The sequence below is a fragment of the Thalassotalea euphylliae genome (genome assembly GCF_003390395.1).
GTDB lineage: Bacteria > Pseudomonadota > Gammaproteobacteria > Enterobacterales > Alteromonadaceae > Thalassotalea_F > Thalassotalea_F euphylliae_C.
In genome coordinates this window covers 3,783,874-3,806,977 of record NZ_QUOV01000001.1, presented here as the reverse complement: position 1 = coordinate 3,806,977, position 23,104 = coordinate 3,783,874, and the positions used below count along the sequence as shown (strand labels likewise).

The 23,104-nt window shown below is 43.7% G+C and carries 22 protein-coding genes; 8 read left to right on the top strand and 14 right to left on the bottom strand.

What is annotated here, in order from left to right; translation table 11 throughout:
- Window positions 1–5: 5 nt before the first annotated feature.
- From ccoG to ispB, 3 genes are all read right to left on the bottom strand, one after another.
- The gene (gene ccoG, locus DXX92_RS16695; RefSeq protein WP_116001713.1) at window positions 6–1,388 is read right to left on the bottom strand and encodes a cytochrome c oxidase accessory protein CcoG; all 1,383 of its coding nucleotides are present in this window, start codon (window positions 1,386–1,388) and stop codon (window positions 6–8) included.
- A 219-nt stretch (window positions 1,389–1,607) separates the two neighbouring features.
- Complete coding sequence (locus tag DXX92_RS16690) at window positions 1,608–3,083, bottom strand: sigma-54 interaction domain-containing protein (RefSeq protein ID WP_116001711.1); 1,476 nt, start codon at window positions 3,081–3,083, stop codon at window positions 1,608–1,610.
- 123 nt (window positions 3,084–3,206) lie between these two features.
- The gene (ispB, locus tag DXX92_RS16685) at window positions 3,207–4,178 is read right to left on the bottom strand and encodes an octaprenyl diphosphate synthase (RefSeq protein ID WP_116001709.1); all 972 of its coding nucleotides are present in this window, start codon (window positions 4,176–4,178) and stop codon (window positions 3,207–3,209) included.
- A 230-nt stretch (window positions 4,179–4,408) separates the two neighbouring features.
- Here ispB and rplU point away from each other — a divergent pair, with 230 nt between their 5' ends.
- From rplU to cgtA, 3 genes are all read left to right on the top strand, one after another.
- On the top strand, window positions 4,409–4,720 hold the full coding sequence (gene rplU / locus DXX92_RS16680) for a 50S ribosomal protein L21 (RefSeq protein WP_116001707.1): 312 nt from the start codon (window positions 4,409–4,411) through the stop codon (window positions 4,718–4,720).
- Window positions 4,721–4,738: 18 nt separating this feature from the next.
- A complete protein-coding gene (rpmA, locus tag DXX92_RS16675; RefSeq protein WP_116001706.1) occupies window positions 4,739–4,996 on the top strand; it encodes a 50S ribosomal protein L27 in 258 nt (85 codons plus the stop codon).
- 225 nt (window positions 4,997–5,221) lie between these two features.
- Window positions 5,222–6,385 (top strand): Obg family GTPase CgtA, encoded by a 1,164-nt coding sequence (gene cgtA, locus DXX92_RS16670; RefSeq protein WP_116001704.1) that lies wholly within the window; start codon window positions 5,222–5,224, stop codon window positions 6,383–6,385.
- Between the two features lie 85 nt (window positions 6,386–6,470).
- Here cgtA and DXX92_RS16665 read toward each other — a convergent pair whose 3' ends face one another.
- Window positions 6,471–7,277, bottom strand: a complete 807-nt coding sequence (locus DXX92_RS16665) for a MipA/OmpV family protein (RefSeq protein ID WP_116001702.1) — start codon at window positions 7,275–7,277, stop codon at window positions 6,471–6,473.
- 213 nt (window positions 7,278–7,490) lie between these two features.
- Between DXX92_RS16665 and folA the strand changes: the two genes are divergently transcribed.
- Window positions 7,491–7,982 carry a type 3 dihydrofolate reductase gene (folA, locus tag DXX92_RS16660; RefSeq protein ID WP_116001700.1) on the top strand — a complete coding sequence of 164 codons (492 nt, stop codon included), beginning with the start codon at window positions 7,491–7,493 and terminating at the stop codon, window positions 7,980–7,982.
- A 95-nt stretch (window positions 7,983–8,077) separates the two neighbouring features.
- On the opposite strand, the gene DXX92_RS16655 is transcribed toward folA, so the two are convergent.
- The 8 genes from DXX92_RS16655 to lptD all read right to left on the bottom strand — a co-directional run bounded on the left by DXX92_RS16655 (window position 8,078) and on the right by lptD (window position 17,753).
- Window positions 8,078–8,590 (bottom strand): putative 4-hydroxy-4-methyl-2-oxoglutarate aldolase, encoded by a 513-nt coding sequence (locus DXX92_RS16655; protein WP_116001699.1) that lies wholly within the window; start codon window positions 8,588–8,590, stop codon window positions 8,078–8,080.
- 167 nt (window positions 8,591–8,757) lie between these two features.
- On the bottom strand, window positions 8,758–10,776 hold the full coding sequence (locus DXX92_RS16650) for a methyl-accepting chemotaxis protein (RefSeq protein ID WP_116001697.1): 2,019 nt from the start codon (window positions 10,774–10,776) through the stop codon (window positions 8,758–8,760).
- 218 nt (window positions 10,777–10,994) lie between these two features.
- Window positions 10,995–11,801: a symmetrical bis(5'-nucleosyl)-tetraphosphatase gene (locus DXX92_RS16645; protein WP_116001695.1), complete on the bottom strand. Its 807-nt coding sequence runs from the start codon at window positions 11,799–11,801 to the stop codon at window positions 10,995–10,997.
- A 47-nt stretch (window positions 11,802–11,848) separates the two neighbouring features.
- A complete protein-coding gene (gene apaG / locus DXX92_RS16640) occupies window positions 11,849–12,247 on the bottom strand; it encodes a Co2+/Mg2+ efflux protein ApaG (RefSeq protein WP_116001693.1) in 399 nt (132 codons plus the stop codon).
- Window positions 12,248–12,270: 23 nt separating this feature from the next.
- Complete coding sequence (gene rsmA / locus DXX92_RS16635) at window positions 12,271–13,098, bottom strand: 16S rRNA (adenine(1518)-N(6)/adenine(1519)-N(6))-dimethyltransferase RsmA (RefSeq protein ID WP_116001691.1); 828 nt, start codon at window positions 13,096–13,098, stop codon at window positions 12,271–12,273.
- Window positions 13,099–13,176: 78 nt separating this feature from the next.
- Window positions 13,177–14,160 carry a 4-hydroxythreonine-4-phosphate dehydrogenase PdxA gene (gene pdxA / locus DXX92_RS16630; RefSeq protein ID WP_116001689.1) on the bottom strand — a complete coding sequence of 328 codons (984 nt, stop codon included), beginning with the start codon at window positions 14,158–14,160 and terminating at the stop codon, window positions 13,177–13,179.
- Window positions 14,160–15,461: a peptidylprolyl isomerase SurA gene (gene surA / locus DXX92_RS16625; protein WP_116001687.1), complete on the bottom strand. Its 1,302-nt coding sequence runs from the start codon at window positions 15,459–15,461 to the stop codon at window positions 14,160–14,162. The genes pdxA and surA overlap by 1 nt, the downstream gene beginning before the upstream one ends.
- A 12-nt stretch (window positions 15,462–15,473) precedes the next feature.
- Window positions 15,474–17,753 (bottom strand): LPS assembly protein LptD, encoded by a 2,280-nt coding sequence (lptD, locus tag DXX92_RS16620; protein WP_116001685.1) that lies wholly within the window; start codon window positions 17,751–17,753, stop codon window positions 15,474–15,476.
- 172 nt (window positions 17,754–17,925) lie between these two features.
- Between lptD and DXX92_RS16615 the strand changes: the two genes are divergently transcribed.
- The 4 genes from DXX92_RS16615 to DXX92_RS16600 all read left to right on the top strand — a co-directional run bounded on the left by DXX92_RS16615 (window position 17,926) and on the right by DXX92_RS16600 (window position 21,254).
- Window positions 17,926–18,972 carry an aminoglycoside phosphotransferase family protein gene (locus DXX92_RS16615; protein WP_147301980.1) on the top strand — a complete coding sequence of 349 codons (1,047 nt, stop codon included), beginning with the start codon at window positions 17,926–17,928 and terminating at the stop codon, window positions 18,970–18,972.
- Window positions 18,969–19,691 (top strand): N-acetylmuramate alpha-1-phosphate uridylyltransferase MurU, encoded by a 723-nt coding sequence (gene murU, locus DXX92_RS16610; RefSeq protein ID WP_116001681.1) that lies wholly within the window; start codon window positions 18,969–18,971, stop codon window positions 19,689–19,691. The genes DXX92_RS16615 and murU overlap by 4 nt, the downstream gene beginning before the upstream one ends.
- A 56-nt stretch (window positions 19,692–19,747) precedes the next feature.
- The gene (gene djlA, locus DXX92_RS16605; protein WP_116001679.1) at window positions 19,748–20,569 is read left to right on the top strand and encodes a co-chaperone DjlA; all 822 of its coding nucleotides are present in this window, start codon (window positions 19,748–19,750) and stop codon (window positions 20,567–20,569) included.
- Window positions 20,570–20,678: 109 nt separating this feature from the next.
- On the top strand, window positions 20,679–21,254 hold the full coding sequence (locus DXX92_RS16600; protein ID WP_245961508.1) for a YSC84-related protein: 576 nt from the start codon (window positions 20,679–20,681) through the stop codon (window positions 21,252–21,254).
- Window positions 21,255–21,322: 68 nt separating this feature from the next.
- Here DXX92_RS16600 and DXX92_RS16595 read toward each other — a convergent pair whose 3' ends face one another.
- Window positions 21,323–22,303 carry a DUF3530 family protein gene (locus DXX92_RS16595; protein ID WP_116001677.1) on the bottom strand — a complete coding sequence of 327 codons (981 nt, stop codon included), beginning with the start codon at window positions 22,301–22,303 and terminating at the stop codon, window positions 21,323–21,325.
- A 96-nt stretch (window positions 22,304–22,399) separates the two neighbouring features.
- Window positions 22,400–23,086, bottom strand: a complete 687-nt coding sequence (locus DXX92_RS16590) for an RluA family pseudouridine synthase (protein WP_116001675.1) — start codon at window positions 23,084–23,086, stop codon at window positions 22,400–22,402.
- Window positions 23,087–23,104: the final 18 nt, after the last annotated feature.

Genomic DNA, 23,104 nt, shown 5'->3' with positions numbered 1-23,104 from the left:
AGCAATTAACCGGCATAAAACTTAATGGATTTAGTGACGTCCACCTCATCGCTGTTATTGGCGGTAATCCGAATATTTAGCGAAGTGACACCTTGTGGTAAGTGCTCAGGCGGCGCTGTTAAGGTAAAGGGCACAACCAACATTTCTAACGCTTGCGCGTTTAATGGCTCCGATAACGACAGTTCAATGTCTTCTTGTCCTTCAATACTCAAAGTAAAGCTTTCAGCATGCTGTAACTTGTTAGTGAGTTTAAGTTGATAGCTGTTTTCAATATGGCCATCGAAGGTAGTGCGATAAAGCACGTTTCTGTCGCGCAATACCGAAGCTTCAATCGGTGAACGCGTCGCGATAAAGAAGCCCATCAATACAAACATAGCTAGGGTAAATGCGCCATAAGCCGCTATTTTCGGTCTAAAAGGGGAGACATGTTTGCCCGCTAAGGCATTCTCACTGGTAAAGCGAATTAAACCTTGTGAATAGTTGAATTGGCTCATGGTTTGATTACAGGCATCCACACAAGCACCACAACTGATGCATTCGTATTGCAGGCCATTGCGGATATCAATGCCAGCAGGGCAAACATCCACACATAAGTTACAGTCAACACAATCGCCTAAACCCAATGCTTTTGGATCGTCTTTGCGTTTGCGACGACCACGATTTTCACCACGGACTTTATCATAGGCAATTAGCAAGGTGTTTTTATCAAACATGGCCGATTGAAAACGTGAATATGGGCACATGTAAATACACATTTTTTCGCGTAAAAAGCCAGCATTTCCCCAAGTACAAAGTGCAAATAAGCCAACCCAGAAATAAACCAAGCCAGACCAACTCAGGGTGAAGAGCTCGCTATATAAGGTTTTTACTGGAATAAAATACGACATAAATGTCACGGCAGTAAAAAAGGAAAGCACTAACCAAATAAGATGCTTTGCGCCTTTCTTTTTGACCTTGTCAGCGTTCCATTCCTGCTTATCAAGGCGGATACGCTGATTACGATTACCTTCAATTTTTTCTTCTACCCAAATAAATAAGAACATCCAAATGGTTTGCGGGCACATAAAACCGCACCACACCCGGCCTAGCCAGGTAGTAAAGAAAAACAGCGCAAAGGCACCGACCATAAAGAGTGCTGCTAACGCAGTAAGATCCTGCGGAAAAAAGGTAATGGAAAAAATACGAAATTGCTGGGCTGCCACATCGAGCAAGATGGCTTGTTGGCCTTGGTAGGGGATCCAAGGGATCAAGACAAAGATCAGCATTAGGATCATGCTGCTGTATTTACGCAGCTTGGCGTAAAACCCTTGCTGAAGACGAACATAGATACCTTCATCATGCTTGTATGGCTTGATGATCATATCTTCTTCTTTGATATCAAATTTCATGGTGTGCCCTCTAAACTACATCACAGGGCATATCGCAATTTAAGTGCCAACCTCTTAAAACTTTTAACGTATTGAATTTGTTAACTATTAGTTATTTTTGAAAAGATGTGATCGACGATATATCGTGGTTTAAAATGCTTGTGGCACGATATATCGTGGTTTAAAGCTAAGCTGCTGTATCAGATTTGTTGATTTGCGTTAGTAAGGCAGTGATACGTGCTAGCTCGACGCACGTTTAATCCCTAACTTTTGCATTTTAGAGCGCAGCGTACTGTCGGCTAAGCCCAAATGTTTAGCTGCACCTGACTCGCCACCTATACGCCATTGGCATTGCTCAAGTACTTGGCGAATATAGCTAGCCTGCACTTCATCAAGTGTTTGGGCAATCGTGTTATTAATGGCAGTTGATTGCTGAATACTAAACTGCGGAGCTGTTGTTGAACCTTGAATATGCTCGTTAGGTAGCGCTAAATTTAGCTCTGAGCTGGTGGATAGGATCATCGCACGCTCAATGATGTTTTGCAGCTCCCTTACATTGCCCGGCCAGTGATAGCCAGTTAAAGCGTTAAGACTATCTTTACTAATGGCGGTAACTTGCTTGGCTAGTTTACGATTTAAGCGTTCGATAATTTGTTCACACAATAATGGAATATCATCAACGCGTGCTCTGAGCGGCGGCATCTCCAGTGGAAAAACGTTGAGCCGATAAAATAAGTCCATACGAAACTCGCCATTATCCACCATAGCTTTAAGGTCGCGATTGGTAGCAGCGATCAAACGAATATCGACTTTAATGGTTTTGTTGCCACCAACTCGTTCAAATTCTTGCTCTTGGATAACGCGCAGTAGCTTGCTTTGCGCTTCCAATGATAGCTCACCCACCTCATCTAAAAATAGCGTGCCATGATTGGCCAGTTCAAACTTACCTTTGCGTGTTTCATTAGCACCGGTAAATGCACCTTTTTCATGGCCAAATAGCTCGGACTCTAACAAGCTAGGGGTAAAAGCTGCGCAGTTGACTTTGATCATCGGCTTTTTCGCGCGACTGCTGTGAGCGTGTAGTTGTCTGGCGGCAAGCTCTTTACCTGTGCCGTTTTCACCTAAAATCAGCACGGTTGAGTTGGTGTTAGCCACTAGTTTAATCTGTGAGACTAATCGCTGCATGATAAGGCTATTGCCAGTTAACGAGCTGGCCGTCCATTGCTGTTTTAGCTCACTCTGCAGGTAATGATTTTCTGCTTGCAGCTGCTCGGTTAGTGACTGAATTTTTTTCAGGGCAATTTGTAGTGCCTGTTCATTGTTTTTTTGCTCAGTAACGTCTCGAAATACCGCAACTGCACCGATCACTTTATTGTTATGAAAAACAGCGGTTGAAGTGTATTCCACGGGAAAAGCGCTACCGTCTTTTCGCCAAAACACTTCATCACTAATTTGTCGGCTAATGCCATCTTGTGCGGTTGCATAGATATTACATTCGCAAGCAGGGTAGTGGCTACCATCAGCGCGGGTGTGATGATGGTATTGGTGGATCTTTTTGCCCAACAGCTCATTTGCGTCCCAACCCGTCATGCGCTCAGCTGCGGCGTTGATAAAAATCGCATTGCCTTGGGTATCGAAACCGTAAACCCCTTCACCGACGGCGTTGAGTAAAAGATCAGAGTTGGCGAGCAGTTGTTTTAAATTGGCAGCGGTCATTTAGTTATCAGTCCACAAAAAGTTAAGCCACAAAAAGCTAAGCCACAAAGTAAATAGGCCACGAAATGTCGTGGCCTATTTTAGAATAAATTGAGGTGGATTTGTAGCTCGCGCTATTAACCTTTATGCGCTGCGATTTGCGGCAATATGTGCAAGGGCGATCAATGCAGTTTTATAATCGTTATCAGGTAATACAGAAAGAGCAGAGATAGCTTTATCAGCCTCTTCTTCTGCTTTTTGTTGGGTATAGGTTAATGCACCAGTTTCATCTAACGCTGCTAAGATTTCGTCAAGGTGCTCCATACCATTGCAATGTTCAATAGCGTCGCGAATCAGCTGACGTTGTGCTTCGCTGCCGTTTGCCATTGCATATAATAGTGGTAATGTTGGTTTCCCTTCTGATAAATCGTCACCGACATTTTTGCCCATTTCTTTGGCATCAGCGGTGTAATCCATAATGTCATCGACTAGCTGGAACGCTGTACCTAAGTGCTTGCCGTAATCTGCTAGTGCTTGTTCGATCTTAGGATCAGATCCTGCGATCACCGCAGCTAATTGAGTCGCTGCTTCGAATAAGCGGGCTGTTTTGCAGTAAATCACCTGCATATAGCTGTCTTCTGTGGTGTCAGGATCATTACAATTCATTAATTGCAGTACTTCACCCTCTGCAACCACATTAGTCGTATCTGACAGAATTTCCATGATACGCATATTTTTTAGCGTTACCATCATCTGGAATGAACGGGTATATAAGAAGTCACCCACCAATACGCTGGCACTATTGCCAAATAAGGCGTTGGCAGTTTCTCGACCACGGCGTAGGGACGACTCGTCAACTACATCATCGTGCAATAATGTCGCGGTATGAATAAATTCAACGATCGCCGCGATCGCAATATGATCCTTTCCCTGATATTGGATCGCTTGTGCTGCTAAAACACTCAATAATGGGCGCATGCGCTTGCCCCCGGCGTTGACAATATAGACACCTAATTGATTAATTAATGCCACATCGGAATTTAGCTGGCTGTAGATAAGATCGTTCACTTCGGTCATGTCTTGACGGGCAAGTGACTGAATATCGGTTAAATTCATAGCAGGGAAAAGAGGAGTTTTTTGATGTTGATTAGCGCTAAGTTTACACGAAAAACACTAGCAATGAATAGGGCTAAAGCGAGCTTCCTACGGGCTTGACAAATAATCAACAATAAAAGTGATTTTAGCCTTGCGATCATAGATTCCTTCGCGTAGAATTCGCGCCCTATATTTTTAAATTTAAGCACCTAGAATGTTCACAAAACAAGCAGGTGCGGTACGGAGTAGCTATGTACGCGGTATTCCAAAGCGGTGGTAAACAGCACCGTGTAACTGAAGGTCAAACAGTTCGCTTAGAAAAGCTTGAACTAGAAGTTGGCGCTACAGTTGAATTCGATAATGTTTTAATGATCGCTAACGGCGAAGACATCAAAGTTGGTGCGCCTTTAGTTGAAGGTGGCAAGGTTACAGCTGAAGTTGTTTCTCAAGGTCGTGGCGATAAAGTTAAAATCGTTAAGTTCAAACGTCGTAAGCATTCACGCAAGCAGATGGGTCATCGCCAATGGTTCACTGAAGTGAAAATTACTGGTATTAACGGCTAATTTTAGGAGCATTTCAAGATGGCACATAAGAAGGCAGCAGGTAGTACCAAGAACGGTCGCGATTCAGAAAGTAAACGCCTAGGTGTTAAGCGTTTCGGTGGTGAGTCAGTTTTAGCTGGTAACATCATCGTTCGTCAACGTGGTACTAAGTTCCACGCTGGTAACAACATGGGTATTGGTAAAGACCACACATTATTCGCTTTAACTGACGGTAAAGTTCAGTTTGAAGTTAAAGGTCCTAAAAACCGTAAGTTCGTTAGCATCGTTGCTGAATAATTTACTGTTTAACCTATCGAAAAGCCCTGCTACTAAGTAGCGGGGCTTTTTTTTGTCTACATCCATGCCTCTCGAAGGGGCATTGGGGGTATACAAGTAAATACAATTGTCCAATTGGGCAACAAGCTAAAATCGCTTATAATTAGCGTTACGCTAGATAAAGTAGGCGTTCAGCTGTCATTTTTAGACAGTGGAAATGATTAGTTCGGAGCATTTGACACTTAAATGAAATTCGTTGATGAAGTTGAGATCCGCGTCGAAGCGGGTGATGGCGGTAATGGCTGTGTAAGCTTTCGCCGAGAAAAATATATCGAATTTGGTGGCCCAGACGGTGGTGATGGCGGCGACGGCGGTGACGTTTACCTGGTTGCCGACGAAAACCTTAATACGCTAATTGACTACCGCTTTGAACGTTTCCACAAAGCTGAACGCGGTCAAAACGGCATGTCGCGTAACTGTACTGGTAAAGGCGGTAAAGACTTGTTTTTAAAAGTGCCCGTCGGTACGCGCGCTGTGGATGTTGATACGGGCGAGCAAGTAGGTGATTTAACCAAGCACGAGCAGCAGTTAATGGTGGCTAAAGGTGGTTGGCACGGTTTAGGCAACAACCGCTTTAAGAGCAGTACGAACCGCGCACCACGCCAAAAAACTGATGGTACACCGGGCGAGATACGCAATCTTCAGCTTGAGTTATTGTTGCTTGCCGATGTTGGATTACTGGGTTTACCTAATGCCGGTAAATCAACGTTGATTCGCAGTGTGTCGGCAGCTAAACCAAAAGTTGCTGATTATCCATTTACTACCTTAGTACCTAACTTAGGTGTGGTGCGTTTAAATTCACAGCGTAGCTTTGTGATTGCCGATATTCCGGGCCTAATTGAAGGTGCTGCCGATGGTGCTGGCTTAGGGACAACATTCTTACGTCACCTTGAGCGCTGTCGTGTATTGCTGCATGTAATTGACGTTATGCCCGTTGATGGCAGCGATCCTGTAGAGAATGCAAAAACCATTATTGGTGAATTAGAGCAGCATTCGGAAAAACTTGCAGACAAGCCGCGTTGGCTAGTGCTTAACAAGCTAGACTTGTTGCTTGATGAAGAAGCCGAAGAACTTAAGCAAGAAATCATCGAAGGACTTGGCTGGGAAGGTGAAGTACACACCATTTCAGCATTCAACAAAATGGGCACAGAGCAGCTGTGTGCTGATTTGATGGACTTTATTGATGCGCTACCTGCCGAAGAAGAAGCGGAAGACGACGATCAAAAAGTCGAGTTTAAGTGGGATACTTACCATCAAGACGCCATGTCAGATATCGACGAAGACGACGATGATTGGGATGACGATGATGACGACTACTGGGATGAAAACGTCGTATACACCAAAGAATAAGTATATTGCTAAGTTATTAATTTCAAATTAAAAAGAGCGGTTTCATCCGCTCTTTTGTTTTTTGGCGATATGATTTTAGGGTTTATCAAAAAGAGTAAGCGGCCCCTAAAATTGCAATTGATTGGCTATCGTCTGCTACGAGCGGGCTATCAGCAATTTCACTACCTAAGAAGTTTACTCCTAAACTACCAAGCACCAGCCAATTGTCTGTCACTCGATAAGCGCCAATAGCTGCGAGTGAGACATTTAAGGCTAAGTCTCCTTCATAACCATTAACTCCGTAGTAGTAGTTCACTGTGTCTTTACTGAGTACTTCAATCTTACTTGATGTCGAAAGGGAAAATTTAGGCGAGAAAACCATCGTATAAGAAGCTCTAAGGATCAACTCAATGCCAGGATCCTCGCCATAAAAATTTTCGTCGGCACTCGCTGTAAGTAGCGAAACTTCAGTACTAAAACCATTATTGCTATATTCGACGTTGACCCCTGCTAAAATTGCGTCATCGGTTTCATTAAATTGAGGCCCTGAAAGATCAAGAGAATCACTCAAACTAGTCACTAAGTCTTCGCGCTCCCAACCGCGACGAAAGCCGACTTCAAGACCCGCATTTAGGTGACTATTTTGTGGTTGCCAAAACCACCAGCCTCCGCGATTAAAGCGAAAGTAGAATTTATCTTGATAAGTTAAATTGATGATAGGTAAGACTTCTGTTTCGTTTTCGTTGCCACCAATGTATTCGGGTACCGACATTGCGCCTAGCCCTAACATTCCTTTAAGGCCAGAGCCTTTTGCTGTATCAATGTCAGGCACCTCGCCTAAATTGGCATAGCTTGTTGTGCTAGCTACTGATAAGACGATGATCAAACCAAGATCTCGCAGAGTTACTTTCATGCTTGTTCCCTTATAGTCGTTAATGCCTTTTATTACTTAACTCGCCATGTATGACTCAAGTAAATATATAGTCGTAAATAACTGAATACACAAAAGCTTAATGGCATTTGCGCTAAAACTTTTCTCTGACACAAATTAGTGATTTTTCGAGCGTGGCCTTTATCTAGCTTCTGTTTTAGAATCTGGCCTTTAGGTTTTGTAAGTAAATAAATAATGACTGTACTCTCGATGATAGTGGCTCATGCTGACAATAGAGTTATTGGCAAAGATAATGACATGCCGTGGCACTTACCTGCTGATCTTGCCTACTTTAAGCAAACCACGCTTGGTAAACCTGTGATCATGGGACGTAAAACCTTTGAGTCGATAGGTCGGCCACTACCGGGGCGTCAAAATATAGTGATTACACGCAATGCTGCTTATGTTGCTGACGGTGTTGAAGTCGTTGATTCGATCGAAGCTGCATTAGCGCTAACGAAAGGCGTTGAAGAAGTTATGGTGATAGGCGGTGGCGCAATTTACCAGCACTGCTTGCCAGCGGCTAATAAACTTTACGTAACCCATATTGAAGCAAATATTGAGGGCGATACACAATTTCCTGAATACGACGTAGAAAAGGACTGGTTGTTAACCTCAAGCACATTGCGAGCGGCGGATGAGAAAAATGCTTACGCACTTAATTTTTGTGTTTATGAGCGCAAGTGAGCAAATCGTTATATAGCTCTGTAGAAAAGAAAAAGCAGTAGGCGTTATCGCTACTGCTTTTTATAAATGTTTTAATTGTATAGCGTAAAACTAGATTAGCTTTCCGGTAGTTCTAGCTTTTTCGCTGAGATCAAAACACCATTAAGGTCGGCATACACCCAATCGCCAGGTTTTACGGTTACACCAGCAAAGCGAATATCAATATCTTGATCCCCTAAACCGCGTTTATCAGTTTTAATAGGAATGGTGCCTAAGGCTTTGACGCCAATCGCCATTTGGTTGATAGTAGCAGCGTCACGAAGACAGCCGTTAATGACAACCCCCGCCCAGCCGTTAGCAATTGCCTCTTCTGCGAGCATATCGCCAATTAAGGCTCTGCGCATCGAAGCACCACCGTCAACAACCATGACTTTACCTTGACCAGGTGTGCCAACGAGTTTTTTGACTACAGAATTGTCTTCAAAACACTTTACTGTCACTGCTTGTCCACAAAATACCTGATGTTGACCATAGCTATTAAATTGAGTTTCAAAAACATTTACGTCATTAGGAAAGTGATCACAAAGATCAGGAAGAAGATCGAAATCGCGTGTTGGGATCGTTTGCATGTGCTAGCCATTGTCCATAAAAAATGAGTCGAATAGCCAAGATAACTTAGCTGATAAGGGAAAGTAAATTATTCTCACTAATAATGACCATGCAACTATATGGCGTGAAATTCAGTTATAAAAAAAGCCGCTTGTGCGGCTTTTTCGTAAATTATCTGCGGCTTAAATTACAACTTAAATTCTTGTACAGATTGCTGTAATTCTTCAGATAAACGAGCCACTTCGCTACTTGAACTTGCGGTTTGCTGAGAGCCCGCCGTGGTTTGCTCGGCAATGGCTACAATTGACTCGAGATTCTCACTGATCTCATGGGCGACCACGCTTTGCTCTTCGGCTGCTGTGGCAATTTGCGAGCTGCGATCAAAGGCTTCGTGAACAGCATGGGTAATCGTTTCTAACGCCTTATCTGCATTTTCACTTTGCTCAACACAGTTAGCGGCTTGTGACTTACCAGTCTCCATCACAGATACTGCTTTTTCCGCACCTGTTTGTAACACTTCAATCATGTTTTGGATTTCTTGTGTCGACTCTTGAGTACGGCTTGCTAGCGTGCGAACTTCATCGGCTACTACGGCAAAACCGCGGCCTTGTTCGCCAGCACGCGCGGCCTCAATAGCTGCGTTTAGCGCTAGTAAGTTAGTTTGCTCGGCAATACCGCGAATTACATCTAAGATACCGCCAATCGAGGCACTGTCTTGCTGTAATTTGTTGATTACCTGTGAAGCCGATTCGACTTCTTCTGCTAACAATTGGATGGTTTCACGGTTTTTACCTGAAATCACCTTAATACGCTCAGCTTCATCGTCAGCTTGCTTAATTTCACCAAGTGCGTCATTAGCACTTGATAATACGCTTTGTGACGTACTGCTCATTTCTGTGGTTGCAGATGCGGCTTGCTCTACTTGATTGCGCTGCTCTTCAATCGCCGTTGTGCTTTGAGCCGTTACTGCTGACGTTTGCTCCGCCGCTGCTGCTAGTTGCGTTGAGCGGCTAACAATGCCTTCAATCAGGTTACGCAGACTGTCAATTAACGCATTACAGTTGCGTGATAACTGTGCAAATTCGTCACTGCCACTGTCGTCAAGCTTATGGGAAAGATCGCCTGAAGCAACAATGTTAAGCATGTCATTAACACGACCTAATGGGCGCGTAATGCTGATTAGTGTAATGCGGGTAATTGCAATCGCAGCAATGATTGAAATAATCATGATTACGATGGTTTGCGTGTTACCTGAATTGACCGCATCACTTACCATTTGGTTAGTGGTGTTAGTAGTCTCATTCGCCAGTTTAATTTGCTTAGCAAGAATTTCATTAGCGTTAGCAACTTCGACTTTACCAGCGTCTAAAGCAGCTGTTGCTTGCGCGATCGCAGTAAGCTCAGAGGATTTATTATTGATAATGCTGCCGTTGGCACCAATCAGTTCGCTAATTTGTTCAAAGGCACTGGCTAAGTCGTCAGCTTCAGAGGTTGCACCAGCGTTTGCAAGCTCTGATTTAACGTCATTGATGCTACGTTCTAATTCGCCGAACGCGTTGTTAATTTCTCGGCTAATTAAGCCAACGGTTTGCGCGTTGTAGGCATCGCGGTATTCAAATGCTGAACTAACAATACCGTTTAGTGAGGTTTCAATAACTTCACCCATATCTACAGCACGCTGTAATTTTGAATCTGCTAGGTCATGGTCAGCTAAGTCAAGTAACAAAGTTGCCGCATCATCAGCGGTTTCTTCAAGACTATCAACATTGTCTGACAACTCACTACCTTGCTCGATTGCCTGCTGACGGTTGTCAAAAACCAGTTTAACGTCTTTGTCGAATGCTGCGTAAACAGCATCAACTTTGTCTAAGTTGTTTTTAAGCTCGGCTTCACCTTTAACAACTAACTTGAGTGCTTTTAATTGACTGCTAAATTTTGCATTAGCGGCTTCGTAAGTTTGTCTATTCTCGTTCAGTGGTCCAAGCTCATCCTTGTGATAACCTTGCAAGGTCATATTACCCATTTGGGTTAGCTCAACCATTAATTGGTTGCTACCTGCTAGGGTTGGAATCGCTAGTTCACTTACTCTATTTGTTGAGTCGTGAATGGTGTTGAGGTTGAACAATGAAGAAACACTGGTAACTACAAGCATTACCGCAAGAATACTAAAACCACCAATAATCTTTATTGCGACGGTTAAATTCATAAACACTACCTTCTGGATTCGGGGCAAAGCACTATCTGTTACTTTGGCCAATAATTTGTATGCTAGTGTGCGAGATCTTTATTTTTATTGTTTTTGGCTAAATATATTTGGCTTATATTGTCTATTAAATTGCTCAATATTTAGCTGCACGCCGTCATTATAACAAGCGCATTAAGATTTTCATTAAAAGATAGCAAAGTATTAGCTTATCGTTTGAACTAGCTAAGCCTTTGTTGGGTGAATTGTTTTCTGTCGTGCCAGCGGAGCATGGTCAAGTAGTTTCCCCAAACACAGCCAGTATCTAAAGCGTAAATATTTTTATACGGGCAATCGCCCATTAACGCGGCCCAGTGGCCAAATATCCAAGCTTTATTTTTTAGCTTAGCGAGTTCGAACCAAGGCTTTAGTCCATTAGGAGCTTTTCGTGGTTGTTCTTTGCAGGCAAAGTCTAAGGTGCCATCAGCATAGCAGTAACGCATGCGGGTGAAGGCATTTACGGTATAACGAAAGCGCTCTTCCTTATTAGTGACTAAGTGCCAATCGTTCGGCTGTTCGCCGTACATGATAGACAACCACTTTTCACGTTTCTTCCCTGCAATTTTCTTATGCGCAAACGCTGCGTTCTTAACCGCTTGTTTGATGGACCATTGCGGCGCTAAACCAGCGTGAGACATAAAGCCGTCTTGGTTCGGCAACTCTAGTAACAATGGATGTTGAGCGAGCCAGTCACACAAGGATGAAAAATTAGGAGCATTTAACAGCGGTGATAGATGATCAGAGGATTTTGCGTTTTTTAGTCCAGCGGCAATGGCAAGTAAATGCAGATCATGATTGCCTAATACGAAATTAGCACTAGCGCCTAGCGATTTGACAAATTCTAGCGTTTCTAGTGATTGCCTTCCGCGCGCCACTAAGTCGCCAGCAAGCCACAGTTGATCTTGCTTTGGGTTAAATTTTGCTTTTATTAACAAGGCATCTAGCTCATCAAAGCAGCCTTGAATATCGCCAACTAAATATAACGCCATAGTGCTTTATTTGTTTAACAGTTTCCTAAATGACTTAAATATGGTGATTAATTGAGAATATTAGGTAATGCGAGGCGAAACACAGGAATATCAATCCAAAATTGTTGCTGATTCGGCGCAATCATTTGGTATTGTCCCTGCATTGTTCCAACAGGTGTGTTAAACACCGAACCACTAGTGTAGGTATAGGTTTGCCCAGGAGCTATTGTTGGCTGCTGACCAACAACGCCTTCGCCTTCAACTTCCGAACGCTCGCCGTCTGCATCGGTGATCAACCAGCGCCTGCTGAGCAGTTGCACTGGCGTACTGCGTAAATTCTCTATGCTAATAGTATAACTAAACACATACTGTTGCTTGTCGGCATCAGATTGATTGGGAAGGTACTGGCTAACAACGGATACTGACACATCATCAGTAACCGCTGTGTATGGCGAAGGATTATTCATCAACTAGGTTACTCGACTACTTCTTATTCGGCTAAAGAATCACTGCTCGATTTATTGGCATGAATATAATTAGCTAAGCTGATGTAGTTATCAATTGTTAAATTTTCTGGTCGCAATGTTGGTGTTAGCCCAAGTGACTCTAACTCTTCAGCTGTTACTAGCTTTTTAAAGCTATTGCGAATCGTTTTACGACGTTGATTAAATGCTGTGACACAGACACTATTTAGGGTGGTTAAACAGGCGACTTCATTTTTGATTTCACGACGAGGGATCAAACGCACAATTGCAGAATCTACTTTGGGTGGCGGCTGAAACGCTTCCGGACCAATTTCCATTACGGATTCAACCTGACATTGGTACTGCGTCATAATTGACAAACGACCATAAGCCTTTGAGTCAGGTTGCGCTGCCATGCGGTCAACCACTTCTTTTTGCAGCATAAAGTGCATATCTTGGATATCCGCTTTAAAGCTAAGCAAATGGAATATCAGTGGCGTTGAAATATTATAGGGTAGGTTACCAAATACCCGTAGCGGTTTTTCGTCTGTCGCAAGTTGGGCAAAATCAAACTTTAGCGCGTCAATCTCATGAATCGTTAAATGTTCTGCCAAAAATGGATGATGACGCAAGCGCTCCGCTAAGTCGCGATCAAGTTCAACAACAGAAAGCTTGCCTGCACGTTCTACAACAGGTTCTGTTAAGGCACCTAAGCCTGGGCCAATTTCAATTAGGTTCTCACCTGGCTCTGGGTTAATGGCATCAACAATGCGACTAATGATGGCATCGTTATGCAGGAAGTTTTGACCAAAACGCTTTTTCGCCTGATGGCCTAAATGGGTATTCTTACTCATCTACTCTTTTTACTTGTGTATTTGGGCTTTGCTTAACTCGGCTCAGCAGGTGGGCTGAGTTAATCGAACTATCACTTATTATGAGTGATTTTCGGCTAAATCAATCGCCGTTTGGATGGCTTCAATCATACTGCCAGTATCGGCTTGGCTTGTGCCTGCTAACTCAAGTGCAGTGCCATGGTCTACTGAGGTGCGTACAAAAGGTAAACCAAGGGTGATGTTTACTGATGAACCAAACCCTTTATATTTTAGCACTGGCAAGCCTTGATCGTGATACATACTTAAAATTGCATCAGCATCTTGCAAATATTTCTCTTGGAAAATGGTATCGGCTGGCAGTGGACCAATCACGTTAATGCCTTCTTCGCGGAGCTCAGCAAAGGCTGGGTTCATCACTTCAATTTCTTCGCGGCCTAAATGGCCGTCTTCACCAGCATGTGGATTAATGCCACAGGCGTAAATCTTTGGTTGCTCAATGCCAAACTTTTCACGCAGGTCGTGATCGAGAATACGGGTGACTTTTTGCAAACGTTCAGGGGTGATGGCTTTTGACACATAAGCGAGTGGAATATGAGTGGTCACCAAAGCCACACGTAAGCCAGGTGTTGCTAACATCATCACCACATCTGAACAATTTGCTTGATGAGCAAAGTATTCCGTATGGCCACTAAAGGCAATACCAGCTTGGTTGATTAGCCCTTTGTGTACCGGGCCTGTAACCACTGCGTCAAACTCACCAGAGATATTGATTTCACTGGCAACACGAAGTGTTTCAACAACGTAAGCACCATTACTTGGGTTCAATTCTCCCGGCACAACCTCGGCTGCTGTTGGAATATCCTTGATAACTAGAGTGCCTGCTTTTTGTGGCTGAGGCTGAGCATTGCTATCGTAATCTGTGAGTGAAAGTGGCAAGCCAAGCTGCTGAGCGCGCTCGGTCATGGCTTTACGACAGCCAACAACAACGAGTTGCACTGGCCAATTTTGCTGGGCAATCGCAACAGCCAGATCTGGACCAATCCCTGCCGGTTCACCCGGCGTGATAGCAATGCGTTTGACCATTAGTTTGTTTCCTGTTCGAAAATCTCGATATAAGCTTCGTCGCGTGTTTCTTTGATCCAGCGAGCGCTTTCCGTACCAAATTTACGGTTGAACAGTAATTGGTAAGCTCGGTTTTCGTTCATTTGATCGGTAGCATCTAGCATACGGCGACCTGTAAGTTGCACTAAGTGCCAGCCAAATGAAGAGCGGAATGGTTTGTGGTATTCATCGATAGATAGGCGGGCTAGGGCATCTCGAAACGCAGGGTCGTAAGACTTAGGATCTGCCCATCCTAAATCACCACCGCGAACTGACGTTGGACCTTCAGAGTGCTCTTTAGCTAAATCGGCAAAATCAGCTTCTCCAGCATTGATTTGATCAAGGAAACCTTGCAGCGTTTCTTCTGCTTTTGCTTCACTTAAGATAATTGATGGCTTGATCAGAATATGGCGTGCTTGTACTTCTTCAATTTCAACGGTTTGGCGGCCGCGAATATCTATAATTTTCACAATGCTGAAACCTAAGCCTGTGCGGATTGGGCCAAAAATTTCACCTTTCGCTTTGCCATCAACAAGCTCTGAAAACAAGGTGGGTAATTCATTAATATTGCGGTAGCCCAGTTCACCACCTTCAAGGGCGTTGGCATCACCTGATGAAGCAATCGCGATTTTGGCAAAGTCAGAGCCGTTATTCAGCAATTCAATGACTTTATCAGCGCGAGTTTTAGCGTCATTCATATCTTGTTGGTTAGGCTCTGGTGGGAACTCAATTAAGATATGACCAAGGTTATATTCAATGTCTTGGTTGGTTTGTGCTTTCATTTCATCAAGCAAATTCGCAACTTCTTGCGGCGAAATATAAACGCGGCGACGCACATTAGCGCGGCGGACTTCGCCAGAAATTAGCTCAGTACGGATGTTCTCGCGGTATTTTTCATAGTTAACCCCTTCAGCAACTAATGCTTCGCGGAACTGGCTTAAAGTCAGCTTGTTCTCACGTGCCATGTTGTTGATGGTTTCGTCTAACTGGGCGTCGCTAATTTGTACACCCATACGCTCGCCCATTTGCAGCATTAGGCTGTCGTTGATTAATTTATCCATTACCTGAGTGCGTAATGCACGATCTGAAGGCAAGGCTTGGTTATTGCGCTCGGCGTTGCCTTTAATATTGTCTAGTAAGTCTTTGACTTCTGATTCCAATACCACGCCTGAATTGACGATGGCAGCGACTTTGTCAAGCTCTACAACTTCAGCCTTAGCGCTGCTCAGCAGACTTAGCATCATTGAAGATACTAAGGTGATTGCGGTTAACGTTTTCTTCATGAAATTAACTTCTTAATTATTGAGAAAGTATGGGCGTTTATAGCCAAAAATACTCGAATTAAACATATCTTGTGTGCCAACAGTAGTTGTTTGGCCACCAAACCCTTTGATGACAAACTCTAGCACGAATCCACTATTGAATTCATCGCGGTTTTCAATGCCAAAATTTTCGCTATCAACATTTGAGTTGATATGGCGATGGTAGGCAATTCGAACTGCCCAACAGCAGCTTTCGTACTGAAAACCAGCGTAACTTTCCAGACTGCGTTTTTGCTGAAGGTCTTGGGTAAAACGACCAACAAATTGCCATTCCGGATTTATTCTGACACTTGAAAGCAAAGAAAGTTGCTCAATACTAACACCGGATACGTCACGTGAATACCTGTGGTTTATTTGGAAGATGTTATCGCGGCTTTGACGGTAGTCGACGTTGACTTGGCTTTTATTCGTAGTGTCGGTCTCTGTGTTGTATTGAATGTTGCCACTAAACTGCCATTGCTCGTTACCACGCACGAATAAGTCAGCAGCAAGCGATGATTTATCCGCCGAAATACCGCGTGCATCGTCAGCGGCAATATTACTGTCATTTAAGTACACAATGCGGCCGAGGCTCATGCGAAACTGTTCAACATTAGCTTCATCCAGTAAACGCGATGTTAAACCCCAAGAATATTGATTCGCTTGAGCAATGCGGTCTAAACCACTGAAGCGACGGTCTCTAAATAGCCCTTGGAAATCATCTTGCAGTCTGGCGGTATCATAAAGGCCAATGTTGTTTTGGTCTTTATCTGAAATGTATAAATACTGCAGTTGGGGCTCTAAGGTTTGAGTGAAGCTATTGCCAAAGTACTCGGCTTCACGATCAAAGTTGACACCACCATGAAAACGCACTTTCGGTAGTGTACGCGTTACACTTTCTTCCAATTCACTGCCCAGTGGCACTTGTTCTTGGTCGTAGTAGGTATTCAGTACTTTAAACTCTGAATTAAAGAAGTACGCTGGTGTGGTAATTGGAACATTAAAGCCAGCTTCAATATGGTAGCGATTTGCTTCGACCAAGTCGGGGTTAGGCGATTCAAATCGCGACAATTCAGAATAAACATCAAAGCTAGCGTCAAATAAGCCGAGTGGGGTTGCGCTTGAAAACTCAACTTGCGGCACGGTTTTGTAGCTTGGTGTGTGATTACCTAAAACTTCAAAATCTTGCAGCTTAATAAGTGCTTGCCAGTTTTCGCCAAAGTAGGCGAGTTCGCCTAACTGATACAAGTAGGCATCATTGTCGTTGTAATGACTGCTACCAATATCGACGAGGTAGTTATCATCACTTATCGATGTATAATCAATGTGAGCACGGAAGTTTTCTGAGAAGTTACCAATGTGCTGATAGCGCCACAAATAACGCGCGTCATTATTGGTTTGAATTTCGTCATCTTTGTGCAAATACTCGAGGTCGATTTGGCCAAATTGATCGTCGACCAAATAACGAAACTCAGTGAGCAATTGTAAGCCGCGCTTTGACATATATCGCGGCGTAATGGTGGCATCGTAATTTTCAGCCAGGTTTAAGTAATAAGGCAGTTCAATTTGAACCCCTGAGTTGCCTGAAGATTTAAATGTAGGTTCAAGTAACCCTGATTTACGCTCGTTCGTGACCGGAAAGGAAAAATAAGGCACGTAAAGCACAGGAACTTCAAATAGCTCTAGTCTGGCGTTGTATGCTTCACCTTGGTTCTCGGCAACCGAAATATTGATGGCACTGGCTTTAATTTGCCAATCAGGCACTTCACCGTGACATGTGGTAAAAGTGGAATCGAGTAAAGCCAAATTACCATCAGCAGTAATGACTAGCTTACCAGCGCTACCATGGCCAGGGTTGTCTGCTAGATAATAGGAAGTATCAGCTAAGGCAGTTGAATTGTCGGCTTCTGAGGCTGACAACTGGTTAGCAAATACGTTAACGCCGCTGTTTTGAAAGTGAATGGTGCCCGAGGCATTAATTTGCGCTTTTAGGCGATCAAAGGCAATTTCATCTGCGCTAATTTTCTGATCGTCTTTTACTAAAGTAACGCCACCACGAAAAACCGCAACTTGGTCTTTTTCAATGCTAGTGGTGCGAGAGCTGATACTGATGCTGTCTTTTTCCACCGCCTGCACTGGTGCTTGAATGACATCAAATTCAGGTAATGGACAAATCAGACCGGTTGGAGCTTCAGCAGTTTGTTGTGCGATCGCTGGCGAGACAATAAGGTAACAGCTACTCGCTAATAACAATTTTTTAGTTGGAAAAGGCATTCAGATCCCGAGGTTAATTTACAGCACAAAAACAGGTCGGTTATCCACACACTGTTGCGTTTGATTGTTATTGTTTTGCTAAATCCCGTTATAATATCGTAATTTTCAATAACTCGCTAATTGGTTATATTGACTTTTTAGTATTCAACCATTTTATATTCAGGGATTTTTCTTGTCTTCAGTTCCCCACGCAGTACCCCGCATTCATGAACTAGCTCAATGGCTTGAACAATCGGGATTCTCGTCACCTCAATTAGTCGCCATGACGGGTGATGCAGGCTTTCGTTGCTATTATCGATTTAGTTTTCAAAACGTTGATTATATTGCGGTTGATGCCCCTCCTAAATACTGCAATAACAGTGCATTTTTAGCGATTGCCAATCAGCTTGCCGAGCATAGTATTAACGTACCTAAAATCTATGCCTATGATTTAGCAAAGGGCTTTTTCTGCTTACAGGACTTTGGTCGTTGTCTATTGGCTGATGTACTAAGCGATGAGTCGATGCCAACGTGGTATAAAGAGGCCATTGATTTATTGCCAAGTATTGCGCAGACCGTAAAAACACCTGATATGCCTGTATTTGATCGCGCATTTGTGGAAACTGAGCTGTCGATATTTACTGAGTGGTTACTGGCGAAGTATTTAAGGCTCACATTAAGTGCTGACGAACAAGCAATGCTTGAGCAAAGCTTTACTTGCCTTGTTGATAACACTCTAGAGCAGCCGCAAGTGTTTATGCATCGCGACTTTCACAGTCGTAACCTAATGGTGCTAGGCGACAAGCAGAGCAGCGCCGCTCAGCTTGGGGTGATTGATTTCCAAGATGCTGTACTTGGCCCGATTACTTATGATGTGGTGTCACTGTTACGTGACTGCTATGTTAAATGGCCTGCGGAGCAAATAGCGCCACTGTTCGAATATTTTGTCGCGCAAATGTCGCAAGCCAGTGTAACAACATCGCTAGCCGACATTCCGTTTACCACTTGGCAACGCTGGTTCGATCTAACCGGCTTGCAACGCCATATCAAAGCCAGTGGTATTTTTGCCCGATTGCTGCTTCGGGATAACAAAGCGGGTTATATCAAAGATATCCCACTTACCTTATCTTATATTGTTGATATTGCCAGCCAGTACGAAGAGCTTACGCCGTTAGCACAATTTGTTGAAAGCCGAGTGATACCTGCCGTTGCTGAGCTTAATCAGGAGCAAGTTTCGTGAGAGCCATGATATTAGCGGCTGGCCGTGGTGAGCGAATGAGACCATTAACTGACCATACGCCTAAGCCCTTGCTTGAAGTTAAAGGAAAAGCACTAATTGAATATCACCTAGAGCAGCTCAATCAGCTTGGTATTACTGACGTGGTAATTAACCATGCGTGGCTAGGAGAGCAATTCCCACAAAAGCTAGGTAATGGCAGTAAATATGGCGTAAACATTCACTATAGTGCTGAGTCTGATGGCGCATTAGAAACTGCTGGTGGCATCATTAAAGCATTGCCACTTCTAATAGACCAGAGCTTAGTTGAAGAGGAGTCAACGGCAAATGCAGCACAAGAGCCATTTTTAGTGATTAATGGCGATGTGTTTTTGTCTGGTCAATTTACTCAGCTACCTAAGCTAGCAGAAGATAAATTGGCGCACTTGTGGCTTGTTGAAAATCCTGAACATAACCCAGAAGGTGACTTTTATTTGCATGACGGGCTGGTCATAAATGATTTTGCTGACAATGCAACGCGGTTTACTTTTAGTGGTATTGCCCTCTATCGACCAGCGTTTTTTAGCGCACTGGCGAGCGAAACAGCTCAAAAATTAGCATTAGGGCCATCACTGCGTGCTTTAGCGGCGCAGCATCGAATTTCGGGTGAGTTATTAAATATTGGCTGGACAGATGTGGGTACGCCAGAGCGATTAGCCTTGCTCAACCAAACAGCGGAATAAGCATATTCACAAGGCTTACAGCAAAAACAAACTAAGGATAAAGAGTAGGAACAAAGATGCGAATTTGGGGTAAGTTACTAGGCTTTCTATTTGGCTTTATGCTCACTAAAAATATATTTGGTGCGCTACTTGGCCTATGGCTAGGCCACAGATTTGACAAGGGTGTCGGCCTGAATTTCGAAAGCTTCAGTGTTAACGAGCAGGATGAAATGACTCGCCAAGCGGCATTTTTCTATACCTCTTTTTCTGTCATGGGCCATATCGCAAAAGCCAAAGGACGAGTTACCGAGCACGAAATTGCTTTTGCTACCGCCTATATGAATAAGCTGGGTTTGAAAGGAGAATTACGTCAGCAAGCCCAAGAAGCATTCCGAGAAGGTAAAGTTGCTGGTTTTCCGCTAAAAGAGCGTTTGCAAAAATTTAAGCAAAGCTGTCGTGCCCGCAATGACTTGATGTTAATGTTTTTGGAAATCCAAATCCAAGTTGCTTTTGCTGATGGTTCACTTGACCCTGCGGAACGTGAAGTACTGCATAAAATTGCTGGTCATTTAGGTTTTTCGGCACAAGATTTAGATCGATTACTGGAAATGATTATTGCTGGTGAATCTTTCCAACGCCATCAACAGCAACAAAGTCGAGGTGGCCAGCACAGTAGACAAACCGGTTCTAAGTCATTGTTAAAAGATGCTTATAAAGTGCTTGGTGTGAGTGAATCTGCGTCTAAACAAGAAGTGAAAAAAGCCTATAAAAAACTGATGTCTCAGCATCACCCAGACAAACTTGTTGCCAAAGGCTTACCTGCAGAAATGATGGAATTAGCCAAACAAAAAACTCAGGATATTCAAGCCGCTTACGATCTTATTAATCGTCATTTGTAAGCCAGAATTCTATTAAAACTCTGCCTTTTGCAACAGTGCCAGTGGCCTCTGCTAGTATAAATAAAAGAAACTATTAAAGAATGCTTTTGAGCTATTACAGGAGCACTTAATGACTTTATCAATGCCTTTAAAAATTCAATTATTTGCTTGTGCAGCGCTACTTGCTTGCCTTTCGCCTAAGGCTGCCTTGGCAAGTGCTGATGAAGATCGCAAGGAAATTAACGAGATGCGCACGCAAATACTGCAGCGACTCTATAAAGAAGAGCCAAGCACCAAGGCACTTATTCGCAAAGCGGCTGGCTACGCAACCTTTTCAAATATCGGTGTTAATTTGATTTTTCTCTCTGCAGGCGGCGGTAGTGGTGTGGTTCGAGATAACGCTACAGGTCAAGACATTTATATGAAAATGGGTACGGCAGGCGTGGGTATCGGCTTAGGTGTTAAAGATTTTAGCGCGGTGTTTGTGTTTCATTCGAAAAAAGCACTGAATAATTTTGTTGAATACGGCTGGGACTTTTCTGGTCAAGCGGATGCCGCCGCTAAATCTGGTAAAAAAGGTAGTGAGGGCAGCGCTGCGGTAACTGTTATCAAGGAAGTGGACGTTTATCAGATGACGGAAAATGGCCTAGCATTGCAGGCGACACTGCAAGGTACTAAATACTGGAAAAATGATAAATTGAATTAGCGAATAGATTTTCTGGTTATCGATTAGTTCTGGTTATCGGTTAGTTGTGGTTTACGCTACTTCTAACCCTACCAACCAACGGTGGTCAGCCAACCTTTAATTTCTTTTGCTAAGCGCTCTTCTGGGTAATAGCCCGCGCGAAAGTTGGTTAACTCTCGTTGGCGATAGATGGGCTTTAATTCACGCTTAGCGGCTTTTTGTCGGTCTTGAGCAAAGTATTTGATCCAGTGAACGTCTTTTTTCAGGACAATATCTAATACAGGTAGCTCAGAGCCTGCAATCTGCTCTGCTAAACGCTGATTACCTGCCGCGCTTTGCCGATGAGCGCTCAAGGTAATCAAGGCATTGGGCTGTTCAACGGCGGCTTGTTCATACAAATCAAGCAAAATTGCAGCGTTATTTCCTTGCGCTATTACTAAGAATACACCGGGGTACTCCGCTGCTTTCTCCATCACACTAGTAAGCATGGGCGCTAGTTGCTCAGCGTATTTCGTCAACATTTCCTTGTTTTCTTCAGCAGCTAGCGAAGGTTTTAGTTGCTGGCTAGGGTAGTTTTCCGGTTTAGTGATAGGTTGGATCGCAATCGTTGTCCAGCCTTCATTGGGCAGGTGCTGCCGCAAATAATTAATGGCACGAGTATCTGTTGCTGCTTGGTTCCATTCAGGTAGTAAAATCGCGATACCGCGATCGGTACTGTGATTGTCAGGCTGCAGAATGGTCAGAAAATCTTCGGTACCTGCCAGCATAGGGTTGACTAGACCACTATCAAGGCTTCGTTCTATGTCTTGGGTAAACTGCTCGATAAGTGAAACTGGTGGGCGAATGTTGGATTGGTCATCAGCCATGCCCTTACCAGCCATGTCGCTACTTTTCATATCACCGTCGGCCATGTTTTTGTCTTGCATGTTCTTTTCTTGCATTGACTTATCTTGCATAGCACTGTCGCTAGCAGCCTGATCTGCATCAGGGGCTTGCTGTGCGTTAACACTTGTTGTGCTTAGTAAAAAACTAATCGCGAAAAAGAAAATGACAGAAATAGAATGCTTCACTTATCGATTACCTACCGAGTAACTATCTACCGAATAAACCATGTACCAAGCAGTTGGCGACATGCAAACAGGTTATCGGCCAATACTAACACGCCTTTAGGCTTGTGGAATATGGTCTTTAAACAGGCAAGGTGCGGTAAAGGTTAAACGTTCTTTAGTTACAGGGTGTGCAAAGGTCAAAGAGTGGGCATGTAGTTGCAGACGATTGCTTAGTGCTAATGCTTGGTCATGGGCATAGAGGCGGTCGCCAATAATTGGGTGACCAAGGGCTAACATATGCACCCGTAATTGATGAGAGCGGCCAGTCACTGGCGTTAGTTCAACCAAGGCAGTTTCGCTCTCTTGGCGGATAAGCTGGTAGCGGGTCAGCGCTTTTTTACCGTGCTCATGATCGACTTTTTGCTTAGGGCGATTAGGCCAGTCACAAATGAGCGGCAATTCTACTTCACCTGAAGGCTCGTCTAGTTGACCATAGACGCGAGCAAGGTAGCTTTTTTGAGTTTGACGCTTTTCGAACTGGCGACTGATATCGACATGAGCGGCTTTATTAAGTGCCATCACAATAATACCTGATGTCGCCATATCTAAGCGGTGTACTATAGTTGCTGTCGGCAGGACCGACATTACGCGGTGTTGTAAACAGTCCTGATGTTCAGCTAAACGACCGGGCACCGATAAAATGCCACTTTGCTTATTTAGCACTACCAAGTCATCGTCTCGATAGATGATGTCTAAATAAGGTGACATTGGTGGTCGATAGATAAAATCAGGATTGGCTACCATAACAACAAACTCTGCAAA

Bases quoted from the DNA above. Each gene is read 5' to 3' on its own strand.
- ccoG (WP_116001713.1), bottom strand. From the start codon at position 1,388: ATGAAATTTGATATCAAAGAAGAAGATATGATCATCAAGCCATACAAG.
- DXX92_RS16690 (WP_116001711.1), bottom strand. From the start codon at position 3,083: ATGACCGCTGCCAATTTAAAACAACTGCTCGCCAACTCTGATCTTTTA.
- ispB (WP_116001709.1), bottom strand. From the start codon at position 4,178: ATGAATTTAACCGATATTCAGTCACTTGCCCGTCAAGACATGACCGAA.
- rplU (WP_116001707.1), top strand. From the start codon at position 4,409: ATGTACGCGGTATTCCAAAGCGGTGGTAAACAGCACCGTGTAACTGAA.
- rpmA (WP_116001706.1), top strand. From the start codon at position 4,739: ATGGCACATAAGAAGGCAGCAGGTAGTACCAAGAACGGTCGCGATTCA.
- cgtA (WP_116001704.1), top strand. From the start codon at position 5,222: ATGAAATTCGTTGATGAAGTTGAGATCCGCGTCGAAGCGGGTGATGGC.
- DXX92_RS16665 (WP_116001702.1), bottom strand. From the start codon at position 7,277: ATGAAAGTAACTCTGCGAGATCTTGGTTTGATCATCGTCTTATCAGTA.
- folA (WP_116001700.1), top strand. From the start codon at position 7,491: ATGACTGTACTCTCGATGATAGTGGCTCATGCTGACAATAGAGTTATT.
- DXX92_RS16655 (WP_116001699.1), bottom strand. From the start codon at position 8,590: ATGCAAACGATCCCAACACGCGATTTCGATCTTCTTCCTGATCTTTGT.
- DXX92_RS16650 (WP_116001697.1), bottom strand. From the start codon at position 10,776: ATGAATTTAACCGTCGCAATAAAGATTATTGGTGGTTTTAGTATTCTT.
- DXX92_RS16645 (WP_116001695.1), bottom strand. From the start codon at position 11,801: ATGGCGTTATATTTAGTTGGCGATATTCAAGGCTGCTTTGATGAGCTA.
- apaG (WP_116001693.1), bottom strand. From the start codon at position 12,247: ATGAATAATCCTTCGCCATACACAGCGGTTACTGATGATGTGTCAGTA.
- rsmA (WP_116001691.1), bottom strand. From the start codon at position 13,098: ATGAGTAAGAATACCCATTTAGGCCATCAGGCGAAAAAGCGTTTTGGT.
- pdxA (WP_116001689.1), bottom strand. From the start codon at position 14,160: ATGGTCAAACGCATTGCTATCACGCCGGGTGAACCGGCAGGGATTGGT.
- surA (WP_116001687.1), bottom strand. From the start codon at position 15,461: ATGAAGAAAACGTTAACCGCAATCACCTTAGTATCTTCAATGATGCTA.
- lptD (WP_116001685.1), bottom strand. From the start codon at position 17,753: ATGCCTTTTCCAACTAAAAAATTGTTATTAGCGAGTAGCTGTTACCTT.
- djlA (WP_116001679.1), top strand. From the start codon at position 19,748: ATGCGAATTTGGGGTAAGTTACTAGGCTTTCTATTTGGCTTTATGCTC.
- DXX92_RS16600 (WP_245961508.1), top strand. From the start codon at position 20,679: ATGACTTTATCAATGCCTTTAAAAATTCAATTATTTGCTTGTGCAGCG.
- DXX92_RS16590 (WP_116001675.1), bottom strand. From the start codon at position 23,086: ATGGTAGCCAATCCTGATTTTATCTATCGACCACCAATGTCACCTTAT.